Source organism: Nitrosomonas mobilis (assembly GCF_900103035.1).
In the GTDB taxonomy this organism is placed as follows: Bacteria; Pseudomonadota; Gammaproteobacteria; order Burkholderiales; family Nitrosomonadaceae; genus Nitrosomonas; species Nitrosomonas mobilis.
The window spans coordinates 66,967-90,834 of the sequence record NZ_FMWO01000048.1; the positions used below are offsets into that span (position 1 = coordinate 66,967).

The following is a 23,868-nucleotide window of genomic DNA, read 5'->3' on the forward strand; positions in this document are numbered from 1 at the left end:
TTGCTGTTGTTCGACTGAGACTGCCGTTCTGGTAAAGAGATTTCTACTGGCAAACAATGTTGACAAATCAATATCCAATCGTCATTGTCAGCGTAATTTGCGCATTCTAGCTGCAAATTAATGAACTGAGGGGAATTTTTGGCTTTCTTTGTGGCGGGTAAGGTGTTTTTACGTTCCTCCGCCAATATCATGGCGCAATTGTGCTCCGTCAAAATATATCTTACCAGCCGTTTCATAAGCGAGCCGCTGTGCTAGCCTGATGTTCTCACCAAGTGCGGTAACACCTAGAACACGGCCACCAGCGGTGACAATTTCCGGGCTATTTTGCGCAATAAACCGGGTGCCTGCATGAAAAATACGAAAATCAGCTGATTTGGCCTGGTCAGTTTGCAGGATATCCAGCCCATTGATCACGTCATTTTTCCTGGGTGTGTCCGGATAACCGTGTGCAGCCATCACCACGCATAAGGCAACGCGCCGGTCCCACTCGATGTCGATTCTGTCAAGCGTACCACTGACGGTATGCGTCAGTAAGGATGTCAGATCGGTTTTTAGACGCATCAGGATTGCCTGTGTTTCCGGATCTCCCAGTCGGCAGTTGAACTCCAGCACCTTGATATTGCCCTGGTTGGAAATCATTAGTCCGGCATACAAAAAGCCGACATAGGGAACGGCTTCATGCTTCATGCCTTCGATAACCGGTGAAATGACCTCGCGCATGATTTTGGCATGCAGGGTTGGGGAAATCACAGGAGCAGGGGAAAAAGCACCCATACCACCGGTATTGGGTCCCTGATCATGATCAAGCAGGCGTTTATGGTCCTGACTGGTGGCCAGTGGCAGAATGTTGCGTCCATCGGAGAGGACCATGAAACTGGCTTCAGTACCCTCCAGAAAATCCTCGATCAGAATAGTTGCCCCGGCCTCGCCCAGCCGGTTTTCTACCAGCATGGCATCTACTGCATCGTGTGCTTCCTGCGGTGTCTGCGCCACGATCACGCCTTTGCCGGCAGCTAGTCCATCCGCTTTGATAACGACCGGTAAGGTGTGCTGATCCAGATAATGATGCGCCGCAACGGCATCATCAAAAGTTTTGCCAAGAGCGGTCGGTATGCCATGGCGCAACATGAAGGCCTTGGCAAAGGATTTGGAAGACTCCAGTCGGGCGACACTGGCAGCAGGGCCGATTATTTTCAGGCCAACAGCTTTGAATGCATCAACAATTCCTTCCGCCAGATAAGCTTCCGGGCCAACTACGGTCAATGTGATATTTTCCTGGCGAGCAAACGTGACCAGTTCCGGTATGGTGGTGATGGATATGTTTTCCACTCTTGCTTCCATTACAGTTCCAGCATTACCGGGAGCAACGTAAACTTTTTCAGCAAGCGGTGATTGCGCAAGCTTCCAAGCAAGCGCGTGTTCCCTGCCACCTCCGCCAACGACAAGCAGCTTCATTTATATGATTTCCAGTCTAATGACGAAAATGTCTGATATCGGTGAAGATCATTACCAGCCCACGTTCATTGGCAGAGGTAATGACTTCCTCGTCACGAATACTGCCACCTGGCTGTATCACGACGCTTGCACCGGCATCTGCCAGAACATCGACACCATCCCTGAAAGGAAAGAATGCATCGGAGGCGACTACCGACCCCGTCAGATCGAAATCAGCCTGTTTTGCTTTGCTGCTGGCAATTCTGACGCTGTCGACCCGACTCATTTGCCCGGCGCCGATCCCGAGTGTCTGGCCATTGGCACAAAATACGATTGCATTGGATTTGATGAATTTCACGACACGCCACGCAAACAGGCAATCGGCGAGCTGCGCTTCGGTCGGTTGCAGTTTGGTTACTATGCGTAATTGTGCGCGGGTCATATCAAAATCATCCGGTGTCTGTACCAGCAGTCCACCATCGACCCGTTTGAGGTCAAACTGGTTTTGGTGGGCATTGAGCGGAATAGTTAGTGCGCGGATATTGGGCTTTCTCGCCAAGTATTGCCGGGCCGCTTCAGTAAATGACGGCGCAACAATGACTTCGACAAATTGTTTGAAGACATCATGGATGGTAGCTTCATCGACTGTCCGGTTGAAAGCGATAATGCCCCCGAAGGCTGAAGTCGAATCGGTTACAAGGGCTTTCTGGTAGGCTTGTAACGGAGTATCTGCAGTCGCTACTCCACAAGGATTGGCATGCTTGACGATCGCACAGGCAGACTGCTCGAAGGTTTTGACACATGCCCAAGCGGCATCGGTATCCGCAATATTGTTATAGGAAAGTGTTTTGCCCTGTATCTGCCGATAATCTGCGAGGCTGCCCACAAAATTTTGTGAGTTACGATAAAAGGCAGCCTGTTGGTGGGGGTTTTCCCCGTAACGCAGTCGTTCGACCAGCGCAAAATCAAGATGGAGCCGATCGGGAAATCTCTGTGGACGATGCGTGGCATCCAGCGCAGTCAGATAGTTGCTGATGGCGGCATCATAACGGGCGGTATGCGTGAATGCCTTCTTGGCTAGCGTAAAATGATAGTGTTCCAGATCGGATTTATCTGTTGACTCAAGTTTCTCCAGCAATGTTGCGTAATCCTGCGGATCGGTGACCACCAGTACACGCGAATAATTTTTGGCGGCGGCGCGAATCAGGGTTGGTCCGCCAATATCGATATTTTCGATTGCCTCGGCCAGAGAGGAGTCTGATTTAGCAACCGTTTGTGTAAAAGGATAAAGATTGACGACTACGAGATCAATGGGGGGGATTTGCGTGGTTTTCATGGCATGCTGATGCTCGTCCAGCTCCAGCCTGGCAAGAATACCCGCATGGATTTTGGGGTGCAGCGTTTTGACGCGGCCATCGAGCATTTCCGGAAAACCGGTGTAATCGCTGACCTCGGTGACAGTAATTCCTTTTTCCTGCAGGGTTTTTGCGGTACCTCCCGTCGAGAGGATTCTGAAATTCATTTGTTGCAGTGCGGTGGCGAGAGCAATGATTCCTGTTTTATCAGAAACACTGATTAGTGCCTGTTTAATAGTCATTTTTGAGTCAATTATTTGATGAGTCGGTGTTTGAGCAAGCGGCTACGCAAGGTGTTGCGGTTGATGCCAAGTAACTCAGCGGCTCTGCTTTGATTTCCGTTGGCGTAGTGCATGGCTGTCTCCAGCAGTGGCTTTTCTACGCTGTTGATGACCATCTCATAGATCGGACAGGGTTTTTCACCATCCAACGTCTGGAAGTAGATTTCCAAAGATTTGCGGACACACACAGCAATTTCATTATCATTGATGGTAACGCTCATCGTACGGCCACCTCATCATCTGCGTAGACGAGCTCCATGCTCTGTTCCGAGAGGGTATTGAAGAAAAGATGGGTTGCCGCTAACTGTGCGTCTTTTGTTTGCAGTTGATTCATGGCATGACGAAAAGCAGCAGAGCCAGCTAGTCCGCGGGTGTACCAGGATATGTGTTTACGTGCCATACGTACTCCCGAGTATTCTCCATAAAAATCATATAACTCATGAAGATGGTTGATCAAGATACGCTGGATTTCTACGGTGGTTGGTGGAGGCATGTGCTTACCGGTCATCAGGAAATGTTCAATTTCCCGAAAAATCCATGGCCTGCCTTGTGCAGCGCGCCCGATCATGATTGCATCTGCACCCGTATTGGCCAGTACCTGCCTGGCTTTTTCTGGGGAAGTGATATCGCCATTGGCGATAACAGGTATGCGGATCGCGGTTTTGACCAGCGCAATCGTTTCATACTCTGCTTCCCCTCGATAGGCGCAGGCACGGGTCCGTCCATGAATCGCCAGTGCCTGAATACCGGTATCCTCCGCAATACGAGCAATAGTCAATGCATTTTTATGATCCGGATCCCAGCCTGTTCGGATTTTGAGTGTCACTGGAATATTGACTGCATTGACTACTGCTTGCAGAATCTTGCCGACTAAACCTTCGTCCTTCATTAAGGCGGATCCTGCCATGACATTACAAATCTTTTTGGCCGGACAGCCCATATTAATATCAATGATCTCAGCGCCCTGTTCAGCATTGTGTCTGGCCGCGTCGGCCATCATCAGCGGATCGGAGCCTGCAATCTGTACGGACACTGGCCGGACTTCACCCTCATGGCAGGCACGTCGCCGGGTTTTTTCCGATCCCCACAGCAATGAATTGCTGGAAACCATCTCGGAGACAGCCATCGCCGCTCCCATTCGCTTGCACAACTGACGAAAAGGACGGTCAGTTACTCCGGCCATTGGCGCAACAATCAGTTTATTCTTGAGTTTGTGTAGACCAATTTGCATAAAAAACCGCTAATCCCGCGGGAACCAACATGGATGACATCCGACTTTATAAGCGCTTTAAACAGACAACGCGGCGCAAATTAAAATTATCCTCTTGCTCCAAATACCATCCTGCGTGCGACAAAACGCCTGGCTGGCGGTAAATGGTCGAGAGCGGCTAACCCCAGACCTGTTGCAGTTTGTAGTAAAGACAAGTTAAGAGTAAACAGTTTCACCAGCGAATCGGTGAATAGCCGACCGCCTTCGCGATCGATGCGACGGCGTTTATTATACCTCGCCAGCATGCGTGGGCTACCGACTTCATTGGCACCGCCAGGTAATGACTGACTTATTTCATCGGCAAGCTCCCATGCGTCACGTAAGCCGAGATTGAAACCTTGGCCTGCGACAGGATGCAAAGTTTGTGCAGCGTTGCCAATCAGAACGGTCCTCCTGGAGGTCACATTCGAAGCATGCTTGAGTATTAGCGGGAAACTGGTACGTTTACCTGTTGCAACAAAATTTCCTAGACGGTTGCCGAAGCTGTCCTGCAATTGTGATAAAAATGCCTGATCTTCAAGTTGCAGGATAGTCTCAGTCTTTTCAGCAGGTAATGTCCACACCAGTGCATAGCCACCGCCTGAAGGCAACAAAGCCAGCGGGCCATCCAGCGTAAAATGTTCAAAGGCGGCGCCACGCTCGGGCGAACCGGCTTTGAGATTGGCAATAATTGCACTCTGGTTGTAATCGTGAATCTGGTAATTCACCTCAGGCACTTGCTCTGCCAGTTTTCCGCCATCGGCCAATACCAGCAGACCGGTTGACACCAGTCTGCTGGTTCCATTTTGCTGATATAGTACGCTTGCGCGTTGCGCATTGGTTTGGAATGAGGTAACTTGCGCACCAGTCTGATAATCAGTTTGACCTTGCTGAATCAGTGAACGTAGTGCAGTGTAGAGCTCATGATAGTTCACCACATAACCGAGTGCTGGGACACCGGCATCATCCGGAGTCAGGTGCGTTTGTCCTGAGTGTCCTCGATTGGTAATATGCACCGCCAAAATGGGTGTAGGTTGGGTCAGTTTTTCCCACACACCCAAACGCTGCAAAATTAAACGGCTACCGTAAGAAAGTGCCAGCGGCCGGGGGTCATCTACTGCTTCAGGCAGCGCGCGAGTTTCCAGTAATAGAACCGAATAATCATATTCCTGCAAGGCCAGCGCCAGTGCCATACCTACTGGCCCACCACCTGCAATGAGCACATCAATATGCCGTTCGGGATTGATGTCAGGTTTCTCCGGGCTGTTACTGCTCATAGCGATAGCTTGCCGATCTGGCATGGGCTTCGAGTCCTTCACCGCGTGCGAGGGTTGCGGCAATGCGACCCAGCTGCGCTGCGCCTTCTGATGAAACCTGAATCAAGCTGGTGCGTTTCTGGAAATCATAGACGCCCAAGGGAGAAGAGAAGCGGGCAGTACCGGATGTGGGTAACACATGATTTGGTCCAGCACAGTAATCTCCCAATGCTTCACAAGTATGCCGTCCTAGAAAAATGGCACCGGCGTGTTCAATACTGGCTATCCATTGCTCCGGATTTTCAACTGATAATTCCAGATGTTCCGGTGCGATTTGATTGGCAATCGTACATGCTTCCTGTAAATCCCGAACATGGATCAGAGCGCCGCGATTTTGCAGCGAGGTGCGAATGACCTCATGACGAGGCATGGTTTCAATCAGATTGGCAATGCTTGCTGCGACACGTTCAAGAAAGGTCGCGTCCGGGCACAGCAGAATTGATTGTGCTTGTTCGTCATGCTCGGCCTGCGAGAACAGATCCATTGCAATCCAGTCCGGATCGGTTTGTCCGTCGCAGATCACCAGAATTTCAGAAGGCCCTGCAATCATGTCGATACCCACCGTACCAAATACCTGACGTTTGGCAGCCGCCACATAGGCATTACCCGGCCCGACAATTTTGTCGACTCGTGGGATAGTCGTCGTTCCATAAGCAAGCGCACCAATTGCTTGGGCACCGCCGATGGTAAAGATCCGGTCTACCTCGCTGATAGCTGCCGCAGCGAGCACCAGTGGGTTGCAATAGCCACCGGGAGTAGGGGTCACCATGACCAGTTCCTTTACACCCGCAACTTTCGCCGGAATGGCATTCATCAACACAGAAGAAGGATAAGCCGCTTTCCCGCCGGGAACGTATAGCCCAACACGTGCCAGCGGGGTGATTTTCTGTCCCAGCATGGTGCCGTCTGCCTCGGTATGCTGCCAGGAGATTGCTACCTGCTTTTCATGGTATTGGCGAATACGCGTTGCTGCAAACTCCAGCGCTGCAAGCGCTTCTGAGTCGATTGCCTGTAAAGCAGTCTGTACTTGCTCGGGTGATATTTCAATCTGGTCAATCCGAGTCAATTCCAGACGATCAAACTGACGGGTATATTCCATCAGTGCTGAATCACCACGAGATTTAATGTTATCCAGAATCTGGTGAACGACTTGCGTTACCTCATCATCCTGCGCAGATTCAACCGCAAGCAAATCTGCGAGTGATTGCTCAAAGCCTGCATCAGCAGTCGATAGTTGTCTGATATTAACCATTTTTCTTTTGAATGGCTAAGCGGAAGGTCTCAAGTAACGGTTGGATGGCTTGGTATTTCAACTTCAATGCTGCCTGATTGACGATCAGACGCGCTGAGATTGGCATGATTTCTTCTACTGCCCGCAAATTGTTGGCTTTGAGCGTGCTGCCAGTCGAGACCAGGTCGACAATGGCATCGGCCAATCCGACCAAGGGAGCGAGTTCCATTGAGCCATACAATTTGATCAAATCAACATGCATGCCTTTGGCCGCAAAGTGATCTCGTGCCGTTTTAACGTATTTGGTTGCCACACGCAACCGTGCACCTTGAAAAACGGTGGCGGCATAATCAAAATCATTCCTGACAGCGACCATCATGCGGCAATCAGCAATTTGTAGATCAAGTGGTAAGTAAAGCCCGCTGGTATCATGCTCCAGCAGCACATCCTTACCAGCCACCCCCATATCTGCCGCACCATATTGCACATAAGTAGGTACGTCTGCAGCGCGCACCATGATGAGTCGAACATCAGGCCGGTTGGTGGTGATGATCAACTTACGTGAGGTTTCGGGATCATCCAGCGCAACCATACCGGCTGCTTCGAGAAAAGGGAGCGTATCTTCAAAAATTCGCCCTTTGGAAAGGGCGATAGTAACCGTTGAAGAGAGTGCTGACGTTGACAATCTCGAATTACCCAACGAGGTTGGCTGCTGCAAACTCCCAGTTGATCAATTTGTCGAGCACGGCTTTGACGTAGTCGGGGCGCCGGTTCTGATAATCAAGGTAATAGGCATGCTCCCACACATCCACAGTCAGCAATGGACGAAGATTGCCTGTTAACGGAGAATCCGCATTGGTGGTTTTGGTAATGACGAGTTTGTCGCCATCCTGCGCCAGCCACGCCCAACCACTTCCAAACTGGGTAACAGCCGCATTGGCGAGTTCCTGCTTGCAGTTGTCCACGCTGCCAAACGCCGCTTCAATTTTCTGTTTCAGCACAGATGGCGGCTCTCCCCCGCCATTTGGACTCAAACTGTGCCAGTAAAACATATGGTTCCAGATTTGTGCCGCGTTGTTGAAAATACCTGCTTTATCTGCTTTGCCAGACGTTTCGGCAATGATCTGCTCTAGCGATTGCCCGGCAAATGGCGTGCCGGCCACCAGTTTATTCAGGTTGTCGACATAGGCCTTGTGGTGCTTGCCATAGTGAAAGCTGAGCGTATGCGCGGAAATGACGGGCTCCAGCGCGCTATCAGCATAGGGAAGTGGTGCCAGTACGTAAGTGTCACCGGATTGAGCCGGTTTAGAAAAATTTTCCAGAGAATTACTCATATTGCTTCCTTTGAAAATAAAGTTGAAAAATGAAGTCATAACCAGCTTGACGATCTATGCCATTAGTAATTTTAATTTTATTGAATACCACTCGAAGTTTCTGCGGTGAAGGTAACCTGATTATACCCTGCCAAGCGTGCCGCTTCCATTACCGTTATCACGGACTGGTGACTGGCATTGGCATCCGCGCTGATCACAATGATTGGATTTTGCTGTGATTTGGCGGCAGTATGCAGTGAATCACGCAAATCCTCGATACTGATAAACTTTATCGGAACCATATTGATGGTGTATTCCCCACCAGCGCTGACAGTGACATCAATTACTACAGATTGTTTGCTGGTATCCGTTTCCAAGGCGCTTGCCTGCGGCAAGGTTATCTCCAGTGCCGAAAGCTTTGAGTAAGTAGTCGTAATGACCAGGAATATCAGGATAACCAGTAGTACGTCAATCATGGGAACCAGATTGATTTCAGGCTCTTCTCTTTTTCGTCCTCGTTGAAAATTCATCTGTGGTCAGTTGGTCAATGGATGAGGAAATTACGAACTTATGCTTTTATTCTAGTTTATTATTGCCGTTTTCACCAAACCTCGTTGATATATTTGTTTGAAGGACACGAAGTGAATCATCTCCAGGCCGATGTCGGTATTGTAATGGGAAGCAGCAGCGACTGGAACGTGATGCAGCATGCTGCAAGTATACTCAGAGATTTCGATGTGTCGTACGAAAACCTGATTATCTCCGCCCATCGCACTCCCGATAAAATGTTTGATTATGCGCAAACAGCGTACGCTCGCGGTCTGAAATGTATCATTGCCGGTGCAGGCGGAGCTGCTCATCTGCCCGGCATGCTCGCGGCCAAGACTACGCTGCCGGTATTGGGTGTGCCGGTTACCTCACGTCATCTGCAGGGCATCGATTCCCTGCTTTCTATCGTGCAGATGCCAAAAGGCATACCGGTTGCTACCTTTGCTATCGGTGAAGCAGGCGCAGCCAATGCCGCACTATTTGCCATAGCGTTGTTATCCATTGAAGATCGCCTGCTCGCACAACGGCTCGATCAGTTTCGCCAGGATCAGGCTGACAGCGTCGCGGCCATGACACTCCCACAGGAAACATGATCAAGCCGGGTGCAACGCTTGGCATCCTTGGTGGTGGCCAACTGGGCAGGATGTTCGTCATGGCAGCCCAGTCGATGGGCTATGCAGTCACCGTGCTTGATCCGGCGCCGGATAGTCCGGCTGGGCGTGTCGCCGAGCGGCACCTGTGTGCCGATTACCTGGATTTTATGGCGCTGGATGAGCTGGGATCGACCTGCGCGGGTGTTACCACCGAATTTGAAAACGTGCCGGCAGATACCCTGCGCTACTTATCGAAATTCTGTCCGGTCAGTCCGGATGCGGACAGCGTTGCCATTGCACAGGACCGGATTCAGGAAAAGCAGTTTCTTACCCACAATGGTTTCGCGCTGGCGCCTTACCTGATTCTGGATGGACAGCATCCACTGACGCCTGCAATTGATCCCACCCTGTTCCCCGGCATCCTTAAAAATAGCCGCTTCGGTTACGATGGCAAAGGACAGGTGTTCGTCGAGAGTGCTGATAAACTTCACGACGCCCTGATTTCCATGAACAACAGGTGTTGTGTGCTGGAAAAAAAGGTGTCTCTGGTACGAGAAATATCGGTTATTCTTGCCAGGGGACGAGATCAGCAGATAGTTTGCTTTCCCATTGCCGAAAACCGGCACACAAACGGTATTCTTGATGTCAGCATTGTCCCAGCAGGTATCGAAGAGGCGATTGCCGTGCAAGCGCGCGAAATTGCCAGGCAAATTGCTATCCGGCTGGATTACGTCGGCATATTGTGTATCGAATTCTTCCTGCTTGAGAATGCCCAGCTCCTGATCAATGAAATTGCTCCTCGTCCCCATAATAGCGGCCATTTCTCGCTTGATACCTGCATCACTTCCCAGTTCGAGCAACAGGTACGAGTCCTGTGTGGCCTGCCTCTGGGCAACGCCAGTCTGATGCGGCCCGCCGTCATGGTTAATCTGCTCGGGGATCTATGGAGAGAAAATTGTGCGCCTGATTGGCGTTTGATATTTAATCATCCGGTCGCAAAGTTACATCTGTACGGCAAGCAGGAGGCTCGCCCCGGTAGAAAAATGGGGCATTTTACGGTATTGGCCGATACTGTAAACGAGGCCTTGGTACTGGCGCTGAGCATTAAACAAGCATTGACTGCGGAAGAGCAGTCTTTCAGCTTTCCCACTCTGGAATAAAGCTCTTTAGCTTTATTCCAGAGTGGGATGTGATCCGGTTACAGACGGAATGGACGTGCCCTGCCGATACCCAAACCAGCCAGAGCAATTCCGAGTAACGCCAGCGTGCCCGGTTCAGGAACTTCTACTGGTGGTTTCGGGCGATCGTCACCGCTGATCTGACTGATCTTGAAATAGTCATTTTTATTGTCATACCCGAGATTGACAGGTGCGGCAGCGAGAATCAGATAACGCCCCGCCATGCCATTTGCACCAAAATTCTGTGTGGTATTGACAGGTACATTCAGAAAATCGAAAGCGGTAAAACCCAGGCTGCCAAGGTCAGAGAATTTTGTTCCAAAAAAGTTATAACCAGCGCCGAGGGCATCGCCACCAATCCAGGCGCGGATATCGGCATCATTTTGCCTCCAGCCGATCTGGAAACCAGTAAACAGGTAATCAGTATTACTGAATTCAAAAACGATCAGTTCATCTTTACCGCTGTTATCGACTGCATGCTGGGGAGAACCGGATGATTCGCTCGGGCTTTTGACACCCAGCCCGCCGGAATACTGGTTGATGGCGGCTTTGACAAACAGACCAAGACCGGGATTATCGTTGGTTGCATAAGCGCGTGCTTTGAGTGTTTTGCCGGCGCTGGTGAATGTGCACTCGTTACCTACGCCGGAAGTGCATGTTCCCGATGGGGATCCCAGACCCCAGGATACTGGTGTGGCATAACTGCTGCCTGCCAAACCTGCAACCGCAACCAGTGCGCTTATGACTAGTAGTTTTTTCATTTCATATTCCTCATCTGTTATTTATTAATTGTCAGCTTTGCTGCGTTTTCATCTCTTCTGCTTTGCCAGATGTGGCGGTTGAGCTTCTATCTGTATGCATCAGAAGCCAGCGTCTATATAAAAGCAATTAGCGTGCCACAAATAATTATTATTTATCTACAGCTAGTTATGCTTATGTGTTGTTTTTGGTGTGATGTGGTGTAAGAGAGATCGACGTTGCTTGCCCAGCAACGATAATCAAGGAGTGAAACAAAATTTTTGAGGAAGAGCTGCTGCTGAGGGTTACAGTGTGATGCTGTTTTCAGCAAGATTGAGCAGGGGCGGCTGGGTAGATAGAATCAGGGTGGTACGTTTTCTGGTTAGTGCCAGCAGTGCCTGCTGCAATAGTGGATCATTCAGATCAAATTGGACAATGCTTTCGTCAATGATGACAATAGCTGGGTTTTTCAGAAGGGCGCGGGCAATCAGTAGCCGTTGCCGCTCACTGGCCGTCAGCGTTATCCCGGTGTCCAGTATGGTTTCATGTCCGCGCGGTAATTCGCGAATAAATTCGGTTGCATGGCTGGCATGAGCTGCACGGGTAATTTCGGTTTCCACGCTGCAACGTTTCATTCCATAGGCGATATTGGCGGCAACCGTATCGCTTAAAAGCATTCTATCCGGCGATAACCACGCAATACTGGCTTGGCGTACCAGCTGATCAATATCGACAGCATTCTGCTTGTCCAGCATGACTTTACCAGTGATAGGCGATACGAAACCACACACCAGAGATGCGAGGATTTGAGCCGAGTCGGAGGTAAAATTAGTGATGGCGAGAATTTCGCCAGGTATCAGGGAAAAATCTGGGCACGAGGCTAATCGTGACTGACTGGCATTACAGTAAAAATGGACGTTTTCGAAATAAACTGAGCCTTGGAGCCGTCTGATTCTGTTGGCAGATAGATCATTGCTGGTTGCCTTGGCTGGTGCGTGTGGGATGCTTAATATCGCGGCGATAGGCTGATAAGACTGATGACTGTCTACTAACAAACGCTTGATCGCCAGCAATCGTTTCAACGGTAGGGTTAGTATCAGTAGCGCGGCAATAAAGGCAGGCATTTCGCCAGGCATAAATTTACCGAGAGTCATCTGTTGCAGCCAGAAATAAAGTAACGCGGTCATCAGGCCGATCAGAAACAGCTGTGCCAGCATACCAGTCAGCATAGAATGGCCAGTCTGTCTCAGAGAGATGCGTTGTTGCTGATCAAGTATATTGTAAATATTCAGTCTTTCTTGCAAACACCCGTGGTCAAGTCGAATCAGGTGCTGGTATGCGATCACATTCTGAATTAGGTTGGTAATCTCATTTTGTGTTTTATCAGACAGGGTCTGAGATGCCGTATCCGTGCTGAATAATGACTGGGTCAGCAGAGCGACCGCTAACACCACTAATGTCAGTAGTGCCAATTCCTGATTCATATAAAGTAAAACTGCTACCAGTCCGATCACAGTCAGCAAGTCCCGGGAAAGGCTGTTAATCAGGCGAATGAGATAGTTGAGCAAACTATCTACCGTACCGAAATAACGTAATTTTATCCATTCGCTGGATATGTCGGTACAGTTGGGTGTGGTGCCTACCAGCTGTGCCAGCAGTCGGTCGCGCAAAATCAAGGCAAACTGTCCTTGCAGGCGATGCAGCGTATAATTCCCCGCGTAATTGGCTGTGATACTGGTTAACAATAATATCGCCAGCAACAGGGGCAGTTCATGCAAAAAAAGACGATTACCACCGGGTAACACGTGGGTTGATAGCTGTCCGATAACCAGTGGTATCAAAGTGATGCTGATCGCAGTAACACTGGCGCTGAAGAATACAATTGACAGGAATTGCCAGTAAGGGGTTTCTGATTCCCTGAGCCATTGCAGCAGATTCGATCGAAAAGAAGTGGGTTGAGAAAATGATGGTCTGTTTGTCATATACAAGCAAAAATTTTATAAGCGAACGCCATTTACTATAACTATAGCAGCTCGACATCCGACCGGAAATGCATTTAATATCGCACTTTCACGCTGCTCATAGTCGATTGGCACAGTTATCATGGAGCGTGCATGTCCACAATTTCAGTAACGGCGAAAAATTCAATGTACAACTTAGTCCGTCGGAAAGGAATCATTCTCGCCGGGGGATCCGGCACACGTCTTTATCCTGTGACGCAGGCGGTTTCCAAACAGTTATTGCCTGTGTTTGATAAACCGATGGTGTATTACCCGTTGAGCACACTCATGCTCGCGGGCATTCGCGATATTCTGATCATTTCGACACCCGAGGATACGCCGCGATTTACTGGCTTGCTGGGAGGAGGAGAGCAGTGGGGGATGAATCTGTCCTATGCCGTGCAACCCTCACCGGATGGTCTGGCACAGGCGTTTATCATTGGCGCGCCTTTCATCGCGAACGACCCAAGCGCACTTATTCTCGGAGATAACATATTCTATGGGCATGATTTTGAGCGCCTGCTGAAGAGTGCCATGCAGCGCATACAGGGCGCCAGCGTATTTGCTTATCATGTGCATGATCCCGAACGCTATGGCGTGGTGGAATTTGATTCTGCTGGTAAAGCGATCGATCTGGAGGAAAAACCCAAACAGCCAAAATCCAATTATGCGGTGACGGGTTTGTATTTTTATGATCAGCAGGTGGTTGATCTGGCCAGCACGCTTAAACCCTCGGTGCGTAATGAACTGGAAATCACCGATCTGAATCAGTTATATCTGGAAAGAGAGATGCTCAATGTAGAAATCATGGGGCGGGGCTATGCTTGGCTGGATACCGGCACCCATGAATCCTTGCTGGATGCGAGTCAGTTTGTCGCAACCATCGAACATCGGCAAGGACTCAAGATTGCCTGCCCGGAAGAAATTGCTTACCGCAAGGGCTGGATAGACGAGGCACAACTGCAAAAACTGGCGCAACCTCTGGCAAAAAATGGCTATGGTCAGTATTTAATGAAAATTTTAGAAGCGTCCTAAAAGCATTATGACTGATTGCCAACCGCACATAGCTCGCTGAGCGCAATACCAGGATCTGGCGCGCGCATAAATGTTTCACCAATCAGGAAGGTATGAATGTTGTGCGTTTGCATGGTCGCGATATCATTTTTCGATACGATACCACTTTCAGTGATAATGATGCGATCTGCCGGAATATGTCTTGCCAATTCCCAGGTGATGTCGAGTCTGGTTTCAAACGTACGCAGATTGCGGTTATTGATTCCGATGAGGGGGGTCTTGAGTTGCAGTGCTAGATCGAGCTCATTTTTGTCATGCACTTCCACCAGAACCGCCATACCTAGATCATGGGCGATAGATTCCAGTTTCTTCATACGTGTGAGCGTACTATCGCCCTGGTTGATGATCGGATCATCAGTAAAAACAGGAGAGTGAAAGGCTGCAACGATCAGCAGGATACAATCTGCGCCCATTGCACGGGCTTCATAGACCTGATATTCATCAAGGATGAAATCCTTGCGCAGAATCGGCAGATCACATGCTGCCCGAGCCTGCTGCAAAAAATCTGCGCTACCCCTGAAAAATTGCTCATCGGTCAATACCGACAAACAGACTGCGCCATGATTGGCGTAACTGGCAGCAATCTTGTCCGGATCAAAATCAGCGGGTATGGCAGTCTTCCGAAGCGAATCTGTTGTTTCAGGAAGTGGGGCCGGTGGTACGGTTGCAGTACCACGTAGCAGGCCCTTGCTTGGGCTTGCGCGTTTGATTTCGGCAATGATTGCTATTTTTCGTTGCGTGATTTTGTCACGGATGGCCTGAACAAAATCCCTGACCGGTGCGGTCTGGGTAATTTCCTGTTGAATTGCCTGCAACGGTTTACGCTGGCTGGCGGCGGTAATTTCCTGTTTTTTTACCGTTAGAATACGGTCAAGAATTGCAGACATGGCGCGTTCTATTTAATTTGATTGGAAAACTCGATCAATGCTTGCCATTTTTCTCTGGCGGCGCCACTGGCAAGTGCCTTGCGTGCCAATTCGATCCCTGCTGCGATCGACTCAGCAACTCCAGCAACATAAATTGCTGCACCAGCATTGAGAAGCACAATATCACGCGCAGGTCCGGGTTGGTTTTCCAGCACAGACAATAGTTTTGCCGCAGCATCGGCCGGGCCGGTTACTTGCAGGATCTCAATGGTCGCACAGGGCAGGTCGAAATCTTCTGGTTGCAGGGTATATTCGTGAATTTTTCCTGCACGTAGCTCGGCTATGTGGGTGGGGCCGGATAAGGTGATCTCGTCCAGTCCATCACTGCCATGTACTACCATGGCGCGATGACTTCCGAGTCGTTTTAAAACGTGTGCCAATACTGTCGTCAGTTCGACATGAAAAACTCCCAGTAATTGATTGTTCGCCCTGGCGGGATTAGTCAGTGGTCCCAGCAGATTGAACAGGGTGCGAACTCCCAGCGCACGCCGCACGGGGGCAGCATGCTTCATTGCGTGGTGGAAATTGGGGGCAAACATGAAACCGATGCCGATTTCATTAATCGAACATTCAATTTGTTGTGGAGTTTGTGCGAGATTGATTCCCATGGTTTCCAGCACATCTGCGCTACCCGCCTTGCTTGAAACCGACCGGCCTCCATGCTTGGCAACCCGCGCTCCCGCTGCCGCCGCCACGAAAGCGGTGGCAGTCGAGATGTTGAACGTGCTGGTGCTATCACCACCGGTACCGCAGGTGTCAAGCAGATGTGTGGTATCCGTTACGTGAATGGGCACGGCCAGTTCGCGCATGACTTGCGCTGCTGCAGTGATTTCCCCGATTGTTTCACGCTTGACCCGCAGACCTGCAATCAGTGCAGCAGTCATGGTCGGCGAGATTTCTCCCCCCATGATGCCATGCATCAGTCGGGTCATGTCGTCATGCGCAATTTCCCGATGTTCGAGAATTTGTGCCAGAATAGCTTGTGGCGTCACGCGCTTAACCGTGCTTTGGCTGGATGATCGATGTGTGGCAGATGCAGGAAGTTCCTGAGCAGTTGATGACCGTGCTCACTCAGGATCGACTCAGGGTGAAACTGCACACCTTCGATTGCCAGCGTGCGGTGACGCACCCCCATGATCTCGCCTGTTTCTGTCCAGGCCGTTACTTCCAGACAGTCCGGCAGACTTTCGCGCTCAATGACTAGAGAATGATACCGGGTGGCCATGAATGGATTGGGCAAGCCGTAAAATACTCCGGAATCTCCATGGAAAATCGGTGATACTTTGCCATGCATGACTTGTTTGGCTTTTACAATATGACCGCTAAAAGCCTGTCCGATACTTTGATGTCCCAGGCAAACGCCAAGCAAGGGGATGTTGCCGCCATAACGATGGATTAGTTGAAGAGAAATACCGGCTTCATTGGGTGTACAGGGGCCAGGTGAGATAACGATACCGGCAGGTGCCAGTTGCGAAATCTGATCCAAGGAAATCTCGTCGTTGCGTGCTACTGTTACCTCTTCGCCCAGTTCACCAAAATATTGCACCAGGTTGTAAGTAAACGAGTCGTAATTGTCGATCATCAACAGCATGCTGGAAAGCGTTCGTTTAATTAATATACGGTCATAATAACGTTGTTAAGTATAAACGCTCATGGCTAATATGCGGTAAATTCTGAGCGGTAAGATTAGCATTATCGACCATGTTTATATGGGTATCTATAAAAACTCATAGCAGGTCGTAGGTTATCTACTAAATTAATCAATGATATCCATGGGTACAAATCATTCTGCAACAGCTCGAAAAATAGAACCTGATGATCAGGGTGACGCGGTTATCAGTGATTCCGCCAAGCCATGTAAATCACGTAAAAGCAGATTCAAGCCAAAATCCTTTCTGGGATTAGTGCTTATCGGGTTTGCTTTTGTAGCCATTCCGTTGATTATTGCGCTTGTCTATAGTGCAACCCGTATTGATCAACTGTCGAAACTGAGCAGCATTGCCGTCTATCGGGCGACCGAGATTACCCACGGCAACCGTATCCTGATCGACGAAATCAAAGTAATGGAGCGGAGTGTACAGCAGGCGCTTGCATTGGATGACACCACGCTACTGGAAGGCTATCTGCTGGGACACAACAAATTTGAGGTGATAGTTAAGCGTATGCTTGATATCGCCAGTCATGAAAAACAGTATCTTTTGCTGGAGAAGATAAGGTTGCTGGAAAATGGAATTTTCAACCAGGTGCTAGCACTCAATGAACAGCCACAGATTTTACAGGTACTTCCTCAGCAATTTGCTGACTTACTGGTGCTTGCGCAAAAATTTTCGACAAACAATTTCCAGTTGATTGAACAAAGCGCCCGACGTATTAATGATATTGCTTCAGAAACCCGGGCGCTGGTGGAATCGGAGTTAATGATTCTAGTGCCATTAGTGATTTTTCTCGCACTGGTCTTCTCGGTCATTATTGCTCGGCCGGTACGTCAGATTGATCAAGCCATTGCACTAATGGGTCAGGGAAAACTGACACTTCCTGTTCGAGTAAATGGACCCAGAAACCTGGCCTATCTCGGTGAACGCCTCGATTGGTTAAGGCTTAGACTGCTCAAATTGGAGGAGCAGAAGATGCAGTTTTTTCGACACGTCTCGCATGAGCTTAAAACACCACTGACCTCGATTCGGGAAGGATCTTGCCTGCTGGTTGAGGGAGTTCCCGGCAGCCTTAACGAGCAGCAGTCGCGTATTGCGAATATTCTGCATGGAAATAGTCTGCAATTGCAGCGGAAGATTGAAGATCTGCTAAGCTTTAGCGCCCTGCAAGGAAATGTGGCCAAGCTTGTCAAACAATCCGTTGGTCTTAAGGAATTTATTGTTGCTGCTATTCGGGCGCATAGCCTGCCCATTTTACGCAAGCAAATTAAAATTTATTTGCGTTGCCCAGAATTGTCGCTAGAATGCGACAAACAAAAGCTGGATGTAATTCTCGATAATCTTTTGTCCAACGCTGTGAAATTTACACCGGATAATGGTCAGATAAAAATTTCAGCTATCTGCTTGAAGCGCGAGGTTCAGATAGATGTCTGCGATTCGGGTTCCGGCGTGAAAGAAGTCGATCGCATCAAAATTTTTGAGCCATTTTACCAAGGCCACAACCCGCCACATCATCACGTCAGGGGAACCGGTCTCGGACTGGCCATTTCCAGGGAGTACGCGCTTGAGCATGGCGGTAATATCGAACTCACTCAGGCTGACAGCCCCGGTGCAAATTTCCGGTTAACTCTGCCAATTTAATATGTTTGTTTCAATAACTGTCAGAATTTTATATAATTTTATGCGACTATTCCTGTTCCTGCTGATCATGTCGTTTTCAGGATGTAGTCTGATGGAACCGAAAATACAGTCATCAGCACCAAAGATCATAGAATCACCAACTCACCTGCAGGATCTGATGAGTTATTTCTCTCGGCTACAGAATAAAACTGCTCTTGAGCTTGCCTGGGAATATAACTATGCTAGTAGCTACTATCGTGACAGTGCTGAGCCCCTTGAACAGCTTATGTTTCTCATGCTGCTGTTGCAGGCCGACACAAAATATTTTGATACGGAGGCGGCGGCTGTGCAGTTGGAGCAGACTAAGAATGGCCATGAACTTCCTCCTGATCTGTTGGCCTTCTCCAATATACTGGATGCTGTATTACAGCAGAAGATTGCTGCGAGAAAGGAGGTGCAACAGTTATCCATGCAATTGAATGCCAGTCGCACAGAAATTAATTTGCTAAAGCAACGGATTGACGCAATTAAAAATATTGAGAGAAACCTTATCCGTAGAAATGGATCCGACGCAACTGATAATGAGTAACGCTAAAAAAATTCTTCTGGTAGATGATGATACCGATTTGCTGGAGCTGTTATCCATGCGGCTAAAATCATCCGGGTATCATATAACCACAGCAGCCAGTGCCGAAGCTGCATTGAATCACCTGGACATCACTCGCCCTCATCTCGTGATCAGCGATATTCAAATGAAAGAAATGGATGGCATGGCGTTGTTTGAACAGATTCATCGAACGACTCCAACCCTGCCGGTTATTATTTTGACTGCTTTTGGTACCATTCCCGATGCCGTCGCAGCCGTACAGCGAGGAATTTTTGGTTACCTCACCAAGCCTTATGATCCCAAAATCCTGTTGAGCCAGATTGAGCGTGCAATGACGCTATCCTCGGGAGTTACGTCAGGCGTGCAGCCATCTGCCACAAATAGCCGGGGTAATGACTGGAAAAGCAACATCGTCACGCAAAGCGCGATCATGGAAGATCTGCTGGTCAAAGTTGAACTGGTTGCGCAGAAGGATGCCAGCGTGCTGTTGCATGGTGAAAGTGGGGTTGGCAAGGAACTGTTTGCGCGCGCCATACATCAGGGGTCAAATCGCCATGATCAGCCGTTTGTTACAATCAACTGTGCCGCTATTCCGGAATATCTGCTGGAATCAGAGTTATTCGGGCATGTCAAAGGGGCATTTACCGGCGCGGTCAGAGACCATGCCGGTCTTTTTCAGCTAGCCGAAGGTGGCAGTATTTTTCTGGATGAAATCGGTGATATGCCCTTGCTGCTTCAGGTGAAACTGCTGCGTGCCCTGCAGGAAAGAACGATTCGGCCAGTTGGTTCAAACGAGGATATTTCGATTGATGTGCGTGTGATATCCGCTACGCATAAAGACCTTAGGGCAGAAATAGCAACAGGAAACTTCCGGGAAGACCTGTTTTACCGGTTGTTCGTGGTCGGTCTGACCATTCCGTCGCTTGCACAGCGCCAGGAAGATATCCCGTTACTGGCCAATTATTTTTTACGGGTATTTGCACAGAAACATCAGAAAAGTATCAATGCACTTTCCCCTGAAGCAACCAATTTCTTGCTGACATCTCCCTGGCCTGGCAATATCCGGCAGTTGATGAACGTGATCGAACAGAGCGTAGTCATGAGCACGATTCCCATTATTTCTGAAGAACTGGTACGTGACGCCATACATAAGGATGAAACTCAGATATCTTCGTTCGAGCAGGCGCGTAAACAGTTTGAACGGGAGTATCTGGTCAGGCTGCTGAAAATAACTTCCGGCAATGTCACGCAGGCCGCCAAGCTCGCCAAGCGTAACCGTACTGAATTCTACAAGTTACTGAACCGACATCAGCTCGATTATTCGCTGTACAAATCACAACAAGTCAATGCCTGACCAGAATCAACTTCTATTCGCCTTCACCTTGACAGCTGGTGGTTGTGCTGGCCAGACACCTTTTCCAATAACAGTCGCGCTATCATATACCAGGTAGCTCTGGCGGCCATAGTGCGGTAGTGAGCGGCCCAATGCCAGTAGCGAATCATTGTCCCGTGCCGACAGGATCGTTATAATCGCCCCATCGGACGAGCGTATTGTCCATACATATGCAGTAGCTTTTTCATCCTGAATGGTTTGCGGCATAGCTGGCAGGTTGCGCTGGGCCAGCCAGTCATCCACCTGATGGGTCAGACCCACTACTACCAGAGGTGTCTGGTGAAAGTCGATATTCTTGTTAACCTGCAGGGGTTTTCTCCCCTGCAGGTTGCTGACCAGAGTGAATGCAATGCGATGGCTTTCAGAGTCTGGCTGAAATAGAAGCAGGGTTCTCGCTGACTGATTGACCATGCCTTCTCTTAGGATAGGAACTGCTTCTTCAGCGGCGAGCAGTCGGAACAGCTGAAAATCCGGATCGAGTACTATCTCATCGGGTGGTGATGACAGTATCCATTCGAAGGTCTGTTGTCTGGATTGCAAATCGGCATATAGCTTTTCCTCATTACCGGAGCAATTACGCATTAGCAAAGGCACGCGCAGTTGATAGACATCCCCAGATTGTGTCAGCACAACAGCTAATCTGTATCGGCCATCGCTGGTTGGGTTGCTGAGTGCTTGCGTAACGCTGATCTGTGGCGCACCCGTTCGAGTTAGCCACTGTTTGAAATAAGCGTCAAGTGAGCGATCGGCCACCTGTTCAAAAATCTGCTGGATATCCTGCCACGCAGTGATGCGAAAGCGTCGCTCATGCCATAACGTACGAATAGCTTCATCAAAGACCGACTCCCCCAACCAGTCACGCAGCATTAGAAAAAACATGGCTGCCTTGTTGTAACCGACAATCTTGGAGGCACCATGGGTACGGGAAGTGAAGGCGAGCAGCGGCTGATCCTGGCCGGGGGCGAGGGCAGTGAAATCACGCAACCAGTCCAGACGCATCTCACGCGCAGCTACGCTGCCCTGTTGTACCTTGTAAGTATAATCTGCCATGAAAGTCGTCAGGCCTTCCGACCAGTTGCCACGGGAATAATCAGCGTAGACACCGTTTCCCCACCAGTTATGCAACACTTCGTGCCCTAGGGATGTTGCGCGAATAAAGGGCAGTTTGAGGACACTTACACCCAGATAAGTCAGCGTTGGCATGCCGAAGCCGGTAGGAGTCGGACTGGCTACCACGCTGAATTCGGTAAAAGGATATTCACCAATCCATTTCTCATAGAAAGAGATGTATTGCTTGACGGAATCCAGATAACCGGATGCCAGATCATCGATTTCGGAATAAAAGTAGGTGCGGAGCTGAATTTCCTTGGAAACGGCCGTACTTTGTATCTTGTCGTGACGGATCCGATACGGCCCTGCCATCAGGTCAATGCCATCTGATGGATAGTCAAACGTGAATCTGGCCTGGTAACCATCTGTTTCGGATTCAGATTCCTGCACCAGTTTTCCGGCCACCAGTCCACGTTGGCCAAACGGCAGGGAAAGCTCGACTTTATAGCTGGCGAGTGCACCGGAAATAGCGGGATACCACGCGGAAGAATTGGGAAGAAACGTGCCAGCATTACTACTGACTGGAATAGGTCGTCCCAGGGTTTGTGCATGATCGAGACTCTGATCAAGCTCCGCCAATTCTCCTTGCCAGTGTAGTATGATCTGCGGCAGTCCATTTTTTTCGACAGCCGTGGTTATGACACGCCACGACTGAACACCGCCTGGTTGGGCCGCCTGTCGCATTACCCGGACGCCATTTGCCTGCAGATGGCTGACGGTAAAGCGACGGCTAAGCACCAGTTCGAATTCACCGGCGGATGGTAGCGTAATCTGGCTTTCGCCTCTGAGCATGCGTGATGATGGGTCGATTGCGACCGTGATGGCGTAATGGATATCGGTCGCTGCCTGTAGGGGCAGACTAAGCAGCATGATCAAATACAGCCAGGCGGCAGTAGATTTCCCGTGGAACATGACGAATCCGGCTGGTTTGTTCATTTTCCCAAGGGTGGGAATTTGGCTACTAGTTCAATCATTAAACCGTCTCGCTTGACTTTCAACGGCAGCCAGGTGCCGGGTGCCTGATGTTTGACGGCATCGGTAAGATCGCTGCTTTTCTGGACCAGGATTCCGGCTATTTCGGTGATGATATCGCCGTCCAGCAATCCAGTGGCCTCGGCAATACTGTTTGGTTCGATCTGCAGTACCAATGCGCCATTTGCAGCTTGACTGAATTCGAAACGAATACCTAGCCGTTGACGTGACGGGACAGCCGTTTCCGCGACGAATGGATCCAGTCCGAAAACCGCATCTGCATAATCGGGAACCAGTTGCTTGCACGATTTATTCGTGTCCCATGGCAACAGCGAAGCAATTCTGGTTACTCCCAGATCATTGAGCTGATGTGGCACACCAAATCCTTGCAGAATATGCCCGGTTCCCATAATCCCGACGACCAGGGGGAGGGCGCCCGATGTGTCGTTGTCCAGAGCGGCATGGATGGCCTGTGCCATCGCCCGGTCCCACAATTGCTGACTGACCACGAAACGCAGGAAATCTGGATCCGAGCGTGTAACTTTCTGGTTGCTCTTGCCGGGGCGCTCATGCTGGGCATAAATTGGCAGGAGAAAATCAAGATAGGCGGCACTGGGCGGTGCTGGCCGGGTCACGCCTTCACGTTCATGTTCGGGAATGGAATTGAATCCTTTTTCTGATGCCCGTTTGCGCAGACGGTTATCAATATTGAGTGCACGCATCGGAATACGGTTCATGCGTGCAAAATGGAATAGCGGCATATAGAGACTGGCATCGCTGTTCCAGACCGTGTGCCAATCGGATTGCGCAAGAAATTCGGTTTCCGTCAGCTCGCCTGCAACCCAACGATCCAGCACAGCCTGTACCCGGCGCGGAAACATCTCGAAACCGATGATCATGTTGGGATGTACTGCATACAATGCTACCAGCGTTTGCAGTTGCCAGCGATGGTGTTCGCGATTGATGTGCGTTTCACCAAGCAGTACAACCGATTGCTTTGCGGCTGCAGCGATAATTTCAGGAAAGGAGCGGATTCCTGAGCCTGGCACCGTCCATGTGCCCACTTTGACGCATTCAGTCATGGGTGGCGATATCGCCTTGCTGGTAGATACGGGTTTGTGTGGTGGTGAGATCTGTGCGCCTAATGATGGGTTGATCAATGTGCAGGTGATGAAGGTGGCGAAGATAGCCATGTGTGCTATCCGGTTTCTGCGAATGCTGCGTTCGATCATTATTGTTATCCTGTTGAATTAGCATGGATGCCATCACCCAAAGCG

The 23,868-nt window shown here is 49.7% G+C and carries 23 protein-coding genes; 7 read left to right on the forward strand and 16 right to left on the reverse strand.

Going from position 1 to position 23,868, the window contains the following annotated elements:
* Positions 1-168: 168 nt before the first annotated feature.
* The 9 genes from purD to NSMM_RS07035 all read right to left on the reverse strand — a co-directional run bounded on the left by purD (position 169) and on the right by NSMM_RS07035 (position 8,709).
* Positions 169-1,455, reverse strand: a complete 1,287-nt coding sequence (gene purD, locus NSMM_RS06995; RefSeq protein ID WP_090286001.1) for a phosphoribosylamine--glycine ligase — start codon at positions 1,453-1,455, stop codon at positions 169-171.
* A 16-nt stretch (positions 1,456-1,471) separates the two neighbouring features.
* Entirely contained in the window at positions 1,472-3,031 is a 1,560-nt protein-coding gene (purH, locus tag NSMM_RS07000; RefSeq protein WP_090286003.1) for a bifunctional phosphoribosylaminoimidazolecarboxamide formyltransferase/IMP cyclohydrolase, read from the reverse strand.
* 11 nt (positions 3,032-3,042) lie between these two features.
* Positions 3,043-3,291, reverse strand: coding sequence for a helix-turn-helix domain-containing protein (locus NSMM_RS07005; RefSeq protein WP_090286005.1), 249 nt, complete (start codon positions 3,289-3,291; stop codon positions 3,043-3,045).
* The gene (gene dusB / locus NSMM_RS07010) at positions 3,288-4,301 is read right to left on the reverse strand and encodes a tRNA dihydrouridine synthase DusB (RefSeq protein WP_090286007.1); all 1,014 of its coding nucleotides are present in this window, start codon (positions 4,299-4,301) and stop codon (positions 3,288-3,290) included. Before dusB ends, NSMM_RS07005 begins: the two co-directional genes overlap by 4 nt.
* 86 nt (positions 4,302-4,387) lie before the next feature.
* The gene (locus NSMM_RS07015; protein WP_090286009.1) at positions 4,388-5,596 is read right to left on the reverse strand and encodes an FAD-dependent monooxygenase; all 1,209 of its coding nucleotides are present in this window, start codon (positions 5,594-5,596) and stop codon (positions 4,388-4,390) included.
* Complete coding sequence (gene hisD / locus NSMM_RS07020) at positions 5,586-6,887, reverse strand: histidinol dehydrogenase (protein ID WP_090286010.1); 1,302 nt, start codon at positions 6,885-6,887, stop codon at positions 5,586-5,588. Before hisD ends, NSMM_RS07015 begins: the two co-directional genes overlap by 11 nt.
* Positions 6,880-7,551 (reverse strand): ATP phosphoribosyltransferase, encoded by a 672-nt coding sequence (gene hisG / locus NSMM_RS07025; RefSeq protein ID WP_090286314.1) that lies wholly within the window; start codon positions 7,549-7,551, stop codon positions 6,880-6,882. Before hisG ends, hisD begins: the two co-directional genes overlap by 8 nt.
* A gap of 7 nt (positions 7,552-7,558) precedes the next feature.
* A complete protein-coding gene (locus NSMM_RS07030) occupies positions 7,559-8,200 on the reverse strand; it encodes a superoxide dismutase (RefSeq protein ID WP_090286012.1) in 642 nt (213 codons plus the stop codon).
* 77 nt (positions 8,201-8,277) lie between these two features.
* Positions 8,278-8,709, reverse strand: a complete 432-nt coding sequence (locus tag NSMM_RS07035; protein WP_090286014.1) for an ExbD/TolR family protein — start codon at positions 8,707-8,709, stop codon at positions 8,278-8,280.
* Between the two features lie 144 nt (positions 8,710-8,853).
* Between NSMM_RS07035 and purE the strand changes: the two genes are divergently transcribed.
* Both purE and NSMM_RS07045 read left to right on the forward strand, forming a co-directional pair.
* Positions 8,854-9,321: a 5-(carboxyamino)imidazole ribonucleotide mutase gene (purE, locus tag NSMM_RS07040; RefSeq protein ID WP_090286316.1), complete on the forward strand. Its 468-nt coding sequence runs from the start codon at positions 8,854-8,856 to the stop codon at positions 9,319-9,321.
* Positions 9,318-10,481, forward strand: coding sequence for a 5-(carboxyamino)imidazole ribonucleotide synthase (locus tag NSMM_RS07045; protein ID WP_090286016.1), 1,164 nt, complete (start codon positions 9,318-9,320; stop codon positions 10,479-10,481). Before purE ends, NSMM_RS07045 begins: the two co-directional genes overlap by 4 nt.
* 38 nt (positions 10,482-10,519) lie before the next feature.
* Here the strand turns inward: NSMM_RS07045 and NSMM_RS07050 are convergent, their stop codons facing one another.
* Together NSMM_RS07050 and NSMM_RS07055 are read right to left on the reverse strand one after the other, a co-directional pair.
* Positions 10,520-11,260, reverse strand: a complete 741-nt coding sequence (locus NSMM_RS07050; RefSeq protein WP_090286020.1) for a PEP-CTERM sorting domain-containing protein — start codon at positions 11,258-11,260, stop codon at positions 10,520-10,522.
* 282 nt (positions 11,261-11,542) lie between these two features.
* Positions 11,543-13,219, reverse strand: a complete 1,677-nt coding sequence (locus NSMM_RS07055) for an ATP-binding cassette domain-containing protein (protein WP_090286021.1) — start codon at positions 13,217-13,219, stop codon at positions 11,543-11,545.
* Between the two features lie 165 nt (positions 13,220-13,384).
* Between NSMM_RS07055 and rfbA the strand changes: the two genes are divergently transcribed.
* Complete coding sequence (gene rfbA, locus NSMM_RS07060; protein ID WP_090286318.1) at positions 13,385-14,272, forward strand: glucose-1-phosphate thymidylyltransferase RfbA; 888 nt, start codon at positions 13,385-13,387, stop codon at positions 14,270-14,272.
* Between the two features lie 5 nt (positions 14,273-14,277).
* Here rfbA and NSMM_RS07065 read toward each other — a convergent pair whose 3' ends face one another.
* Genes NSMM_RS07065 through NSMM_RS07075 form a run of 3 tightly spaced genes read right to left on the reverse strand, consistent with a single transcriptional unit; the run spans position 14,278 to position 16,828 of the window.
* Positions 14,278-15,198: an indole-3-glycerol phosphate synthase TrpC gene (locus tag NSMM_RS07065; protein WP_090286023.1), complete on the reverse strand. Its 921-nt coding sequence runs from the start codon at positions 15,196-15,198 to the stop codon at positions 14,278-14,280.
* Between the two features lie 8 nt (positions 15,199-15,206).
* Complete coding sequence (gene trpD / locus NSMM_RS07070) at positions 15,207-16,229, reverse strand: anthranilate phosphoribosyltransferase (protein WP_090286024.1); 1,023 nt, start codon at positions 16,227-16,229, stop codon at positions 15,207-15,209.
* Entirely contained in the window at positions 16,226-16,828 is a 603-nt protein-coding gene (locus NSMM_RS07075) for an aminodeoxychorismate/anthranilate synthase component II (protein WP_090286026.1), read from the reverse strand. The genes trpD and NSMM_RS07075 overlap by 4 nt, the downstream gene beginning before the upstream one ends.
* A gap of 181 nt (positions 16,829-17,009) precedes the next feature.
* Between NSMM_RS07075 and NSMM_RS07080 the strand changes: the two genes are divergently transcribed.
* The 3 genes from NSMM_RS07080 (at position 17,010) to NSMM_RS07090 (ending at position 20,470) form a co-directional block, all read left to right on the forward strand.
* Positions 17,010-18,530, forward strand: coding sequence for a sensor histidine kinase (locus NSMM_RS07080; RefSeq protein WP_090286028.1), 1,521 nt, complete (start codon positions 17,010-17,012; stop codon positions 18,528-18,530).
* Positions 18,531-18,621: 91 nt separating this feature from the next.
* Complete coding sequence (locus tag NSMM_RS07085) at positions 18,622-19,098, forward strand: hypothetical protein (protein ID WP_143001888.1); 477 nt, start codon at positions 18,622-18,624, stop codon at positions 19,096-19,098.
* Entirely contained in the window at positions 19,091-20,470 is a 1,380-nt protein-coding gene (locus NSMM_RS07090; protein ID WP_090286032.1) for a sigma 54-interacting transcriptional regulator, read from the forward strand. Before NSMM_RS07085 ends, NSMM_RS07090 begins: the two co-directional genes overlap by 8 nt.
* Positions 20,471-20,476: 6 nt before the next feature.
* Here the strand turns inward: NSMM_RS07090 and NSMM_RS07095 are convergent, their stop codons facing one another.
* Both NSMM_RS07095 and NSMM_RS07100 read right to left on the reverse strand, forming a co-directional pair.
* Positions 20,477-22,555 carry a M1 family metallopeptidase gene (locus NSMM_RS07095; protein ID WP_090286034.1) on the reverse strand — a complete coding sequence of 693 codons (2,079 nt, stop codon included), beginning with the start codon at positions 22,553-22,555 and terminating at the stop codon, positions 20,477-20,479.
* The gene (locus tag NSMM_RS07100) at positions 22,552-23,673 is read right to left on the reverse strand and encodes a ChaN family lipoprotein (protein ID WP_245654717.1); all 1,122 of its coding nucleotides are present in this window, start codon (positions 23,671-23,673) and stop codon (positions 22,552-22,554) included. Before NSMM_RS07100 ends, NSMM_RS07095 begins: the two co-directional genes overlap by 4 nt.
* Here NSMM_RS07100 and NSMM_RS16440 point away from each other — a divergent pair.
* On the forward strand, positions 23,672-23,845 hold the full coding sequence (locus NSMM_RS16440) for a hypothetical protein (protein ID WP_245654718.1): 174 nt from the start codon (positions 23,672-23,674) through the stop codon (positions 23,843-23,845). The two genes, NSMM_RS07100 and NSMM_RS16440, sit on opposite strands and share 2 nt — an antisense overlap.
* The last annotated feature ends 23 nt before the right edge of the window (positions 23,846-23,868 follow it).

Bases quoted from the DNA above. Each gene is read 5' to 3' on its own strand.
- purD (WP_090286001.1), bottom strand. From the start codon at position 1,455: ATGAAGCTGCTTGTCGTTGGCGGAGGTGGCAGGGAACACGCGCTTGCT.
- purH (WP_090286003.1), bottom strand. From the start codon at position 3,031: ATGACTATTAAACAGGCACTAATCAGTGTTTCTGATAAAACAGGAATC.
- NSMM_RS07005 (WP_090286005.1), bottom strand. From the start codon at position 3,291: ATGAGCGTTACCATCAATGATAATGAAATTGCTGTGTGTGTCCGCAAA.
- dusB (WP_090286007.1), bottom strand. From the start codon at position 4,301: ATGCAAATTGGTCTACACAAACTCAAGAATAAACTGATTGTTGCGCCA.
- NSMM_RS07015 (WP_090286009.1), bottom strand. From the start codon at position 5,596: ATGAGCAGTAACAGCCCGGAGAAACCTGACATCAATCCCGAACGGCAT.
- hisD (WP_090286010.1), bottom strand. From the start codon at position 6,887: ATGGTTAATATCAGACAACTATCGACTGCTGATGCAGGCTTTGAGCAA.
- NSMM_RS07030 (WP_090286012.1), bottom strand. From the start codon at position 8,200: ATGAGTAATTCTCTGGAAAATTTTTCTAAACCGGCTCAATCCGGTGAC.
- NSMM_RS07035 (WP_090286014.1), bottom strand. From the start codon at position 8,709: ATGAATTTTCAACGAGGACGAAAAAGAGAAGAGCCTGAAATCAATCTG.
- purE (WP_090286316.1), top strand. From the start codon at position 8,854: ATGGGAAGCAGCAGCGACTGGAACGTGATGCAGCATGCTGCAAGTATA.
- NSMM_RS07045 (WP_090286016.1), top strand. From the start codon at position 9,318: ATGATCAAGCCGGGTGCAACGCTTGGCATCCTTGGTGGTGGCCAACTG.
- NSMM_RS07050 (WP_090286020.1), bottom strand. From the start codon at position 11,260: ATGAAAAAACTACTAGTCATAAGCGCACTGGTTGCGGTTGCAGGTTTG.
- NSMM_RS07055 (WP_090286021.1), bottom strand. From the start codon at position 13,219: ATGACAAACAGACCATCATTTTCTCAACCCACTTCTTTTCGATCGAAT.
- rfbA (WP_090286318.1), top strand. From the start codon at position 13,385: ATGTACAACTTAGTCCGTCGGAAAGGAATCATTCTCGCCGGGGGATCC.
- NSMM_RS07065 (WP_090286023.1), bottom strand. From the start codon at position 15,198: ATGTCTGCAATTCTTGACCGTATTCTAACGGTAAAAAAACAGGAAATT.
- NSMM_RS07075 (WP_090286026.1), bottom strand. From the start codon at position 16,828: ATGCTGTTGATGATCGACAATTACGACTCGTTTACTTACAACCTGGTG.
- NSMM_RS07080 (WP_090286028.1), top strand. From the start codon at position 17,010: ATGGGTACAAATCATTCTGCAACAGCTCGAAAAATAGAACCTGATGAT.
- NSMM_RS07085 (WP_143001888.1), top strand. From the start codon at position 18,622: ATGGAACCGAAAATACAGTCATCAGCACCAAAGATCATAGAATCACCA.
- NSMM_RS07090 (WP_090286032.1), top strand. From the start codon at position 19,091: ATGAGTAACGCTAAAAAAATTCTTCTGGTAGATGATGATACCGATTTG.
- NSMM_RS07095 (WP_090286034.1), bottom strand. From the start codon at position 22,555: ATGAACAAACCAGCCGGATTCGTCATGTTCCACGGGAAATCTACTGCC.
- NSMM_RS16440 (WP_245654718.1), top strand. From the start codon at position 23,672: ATGGGTGGCGATATCGCCTTGCTGGTAGATACGGGTTTGTGTGGTGGT.
- NSMM_RS07100 (WP_245654717.1), bottom strand. From the start codon at position 23,673: ATGACTGAATGCGTCAAAGTGGGCACATGGACGGTGCCAGGCTCAGGA.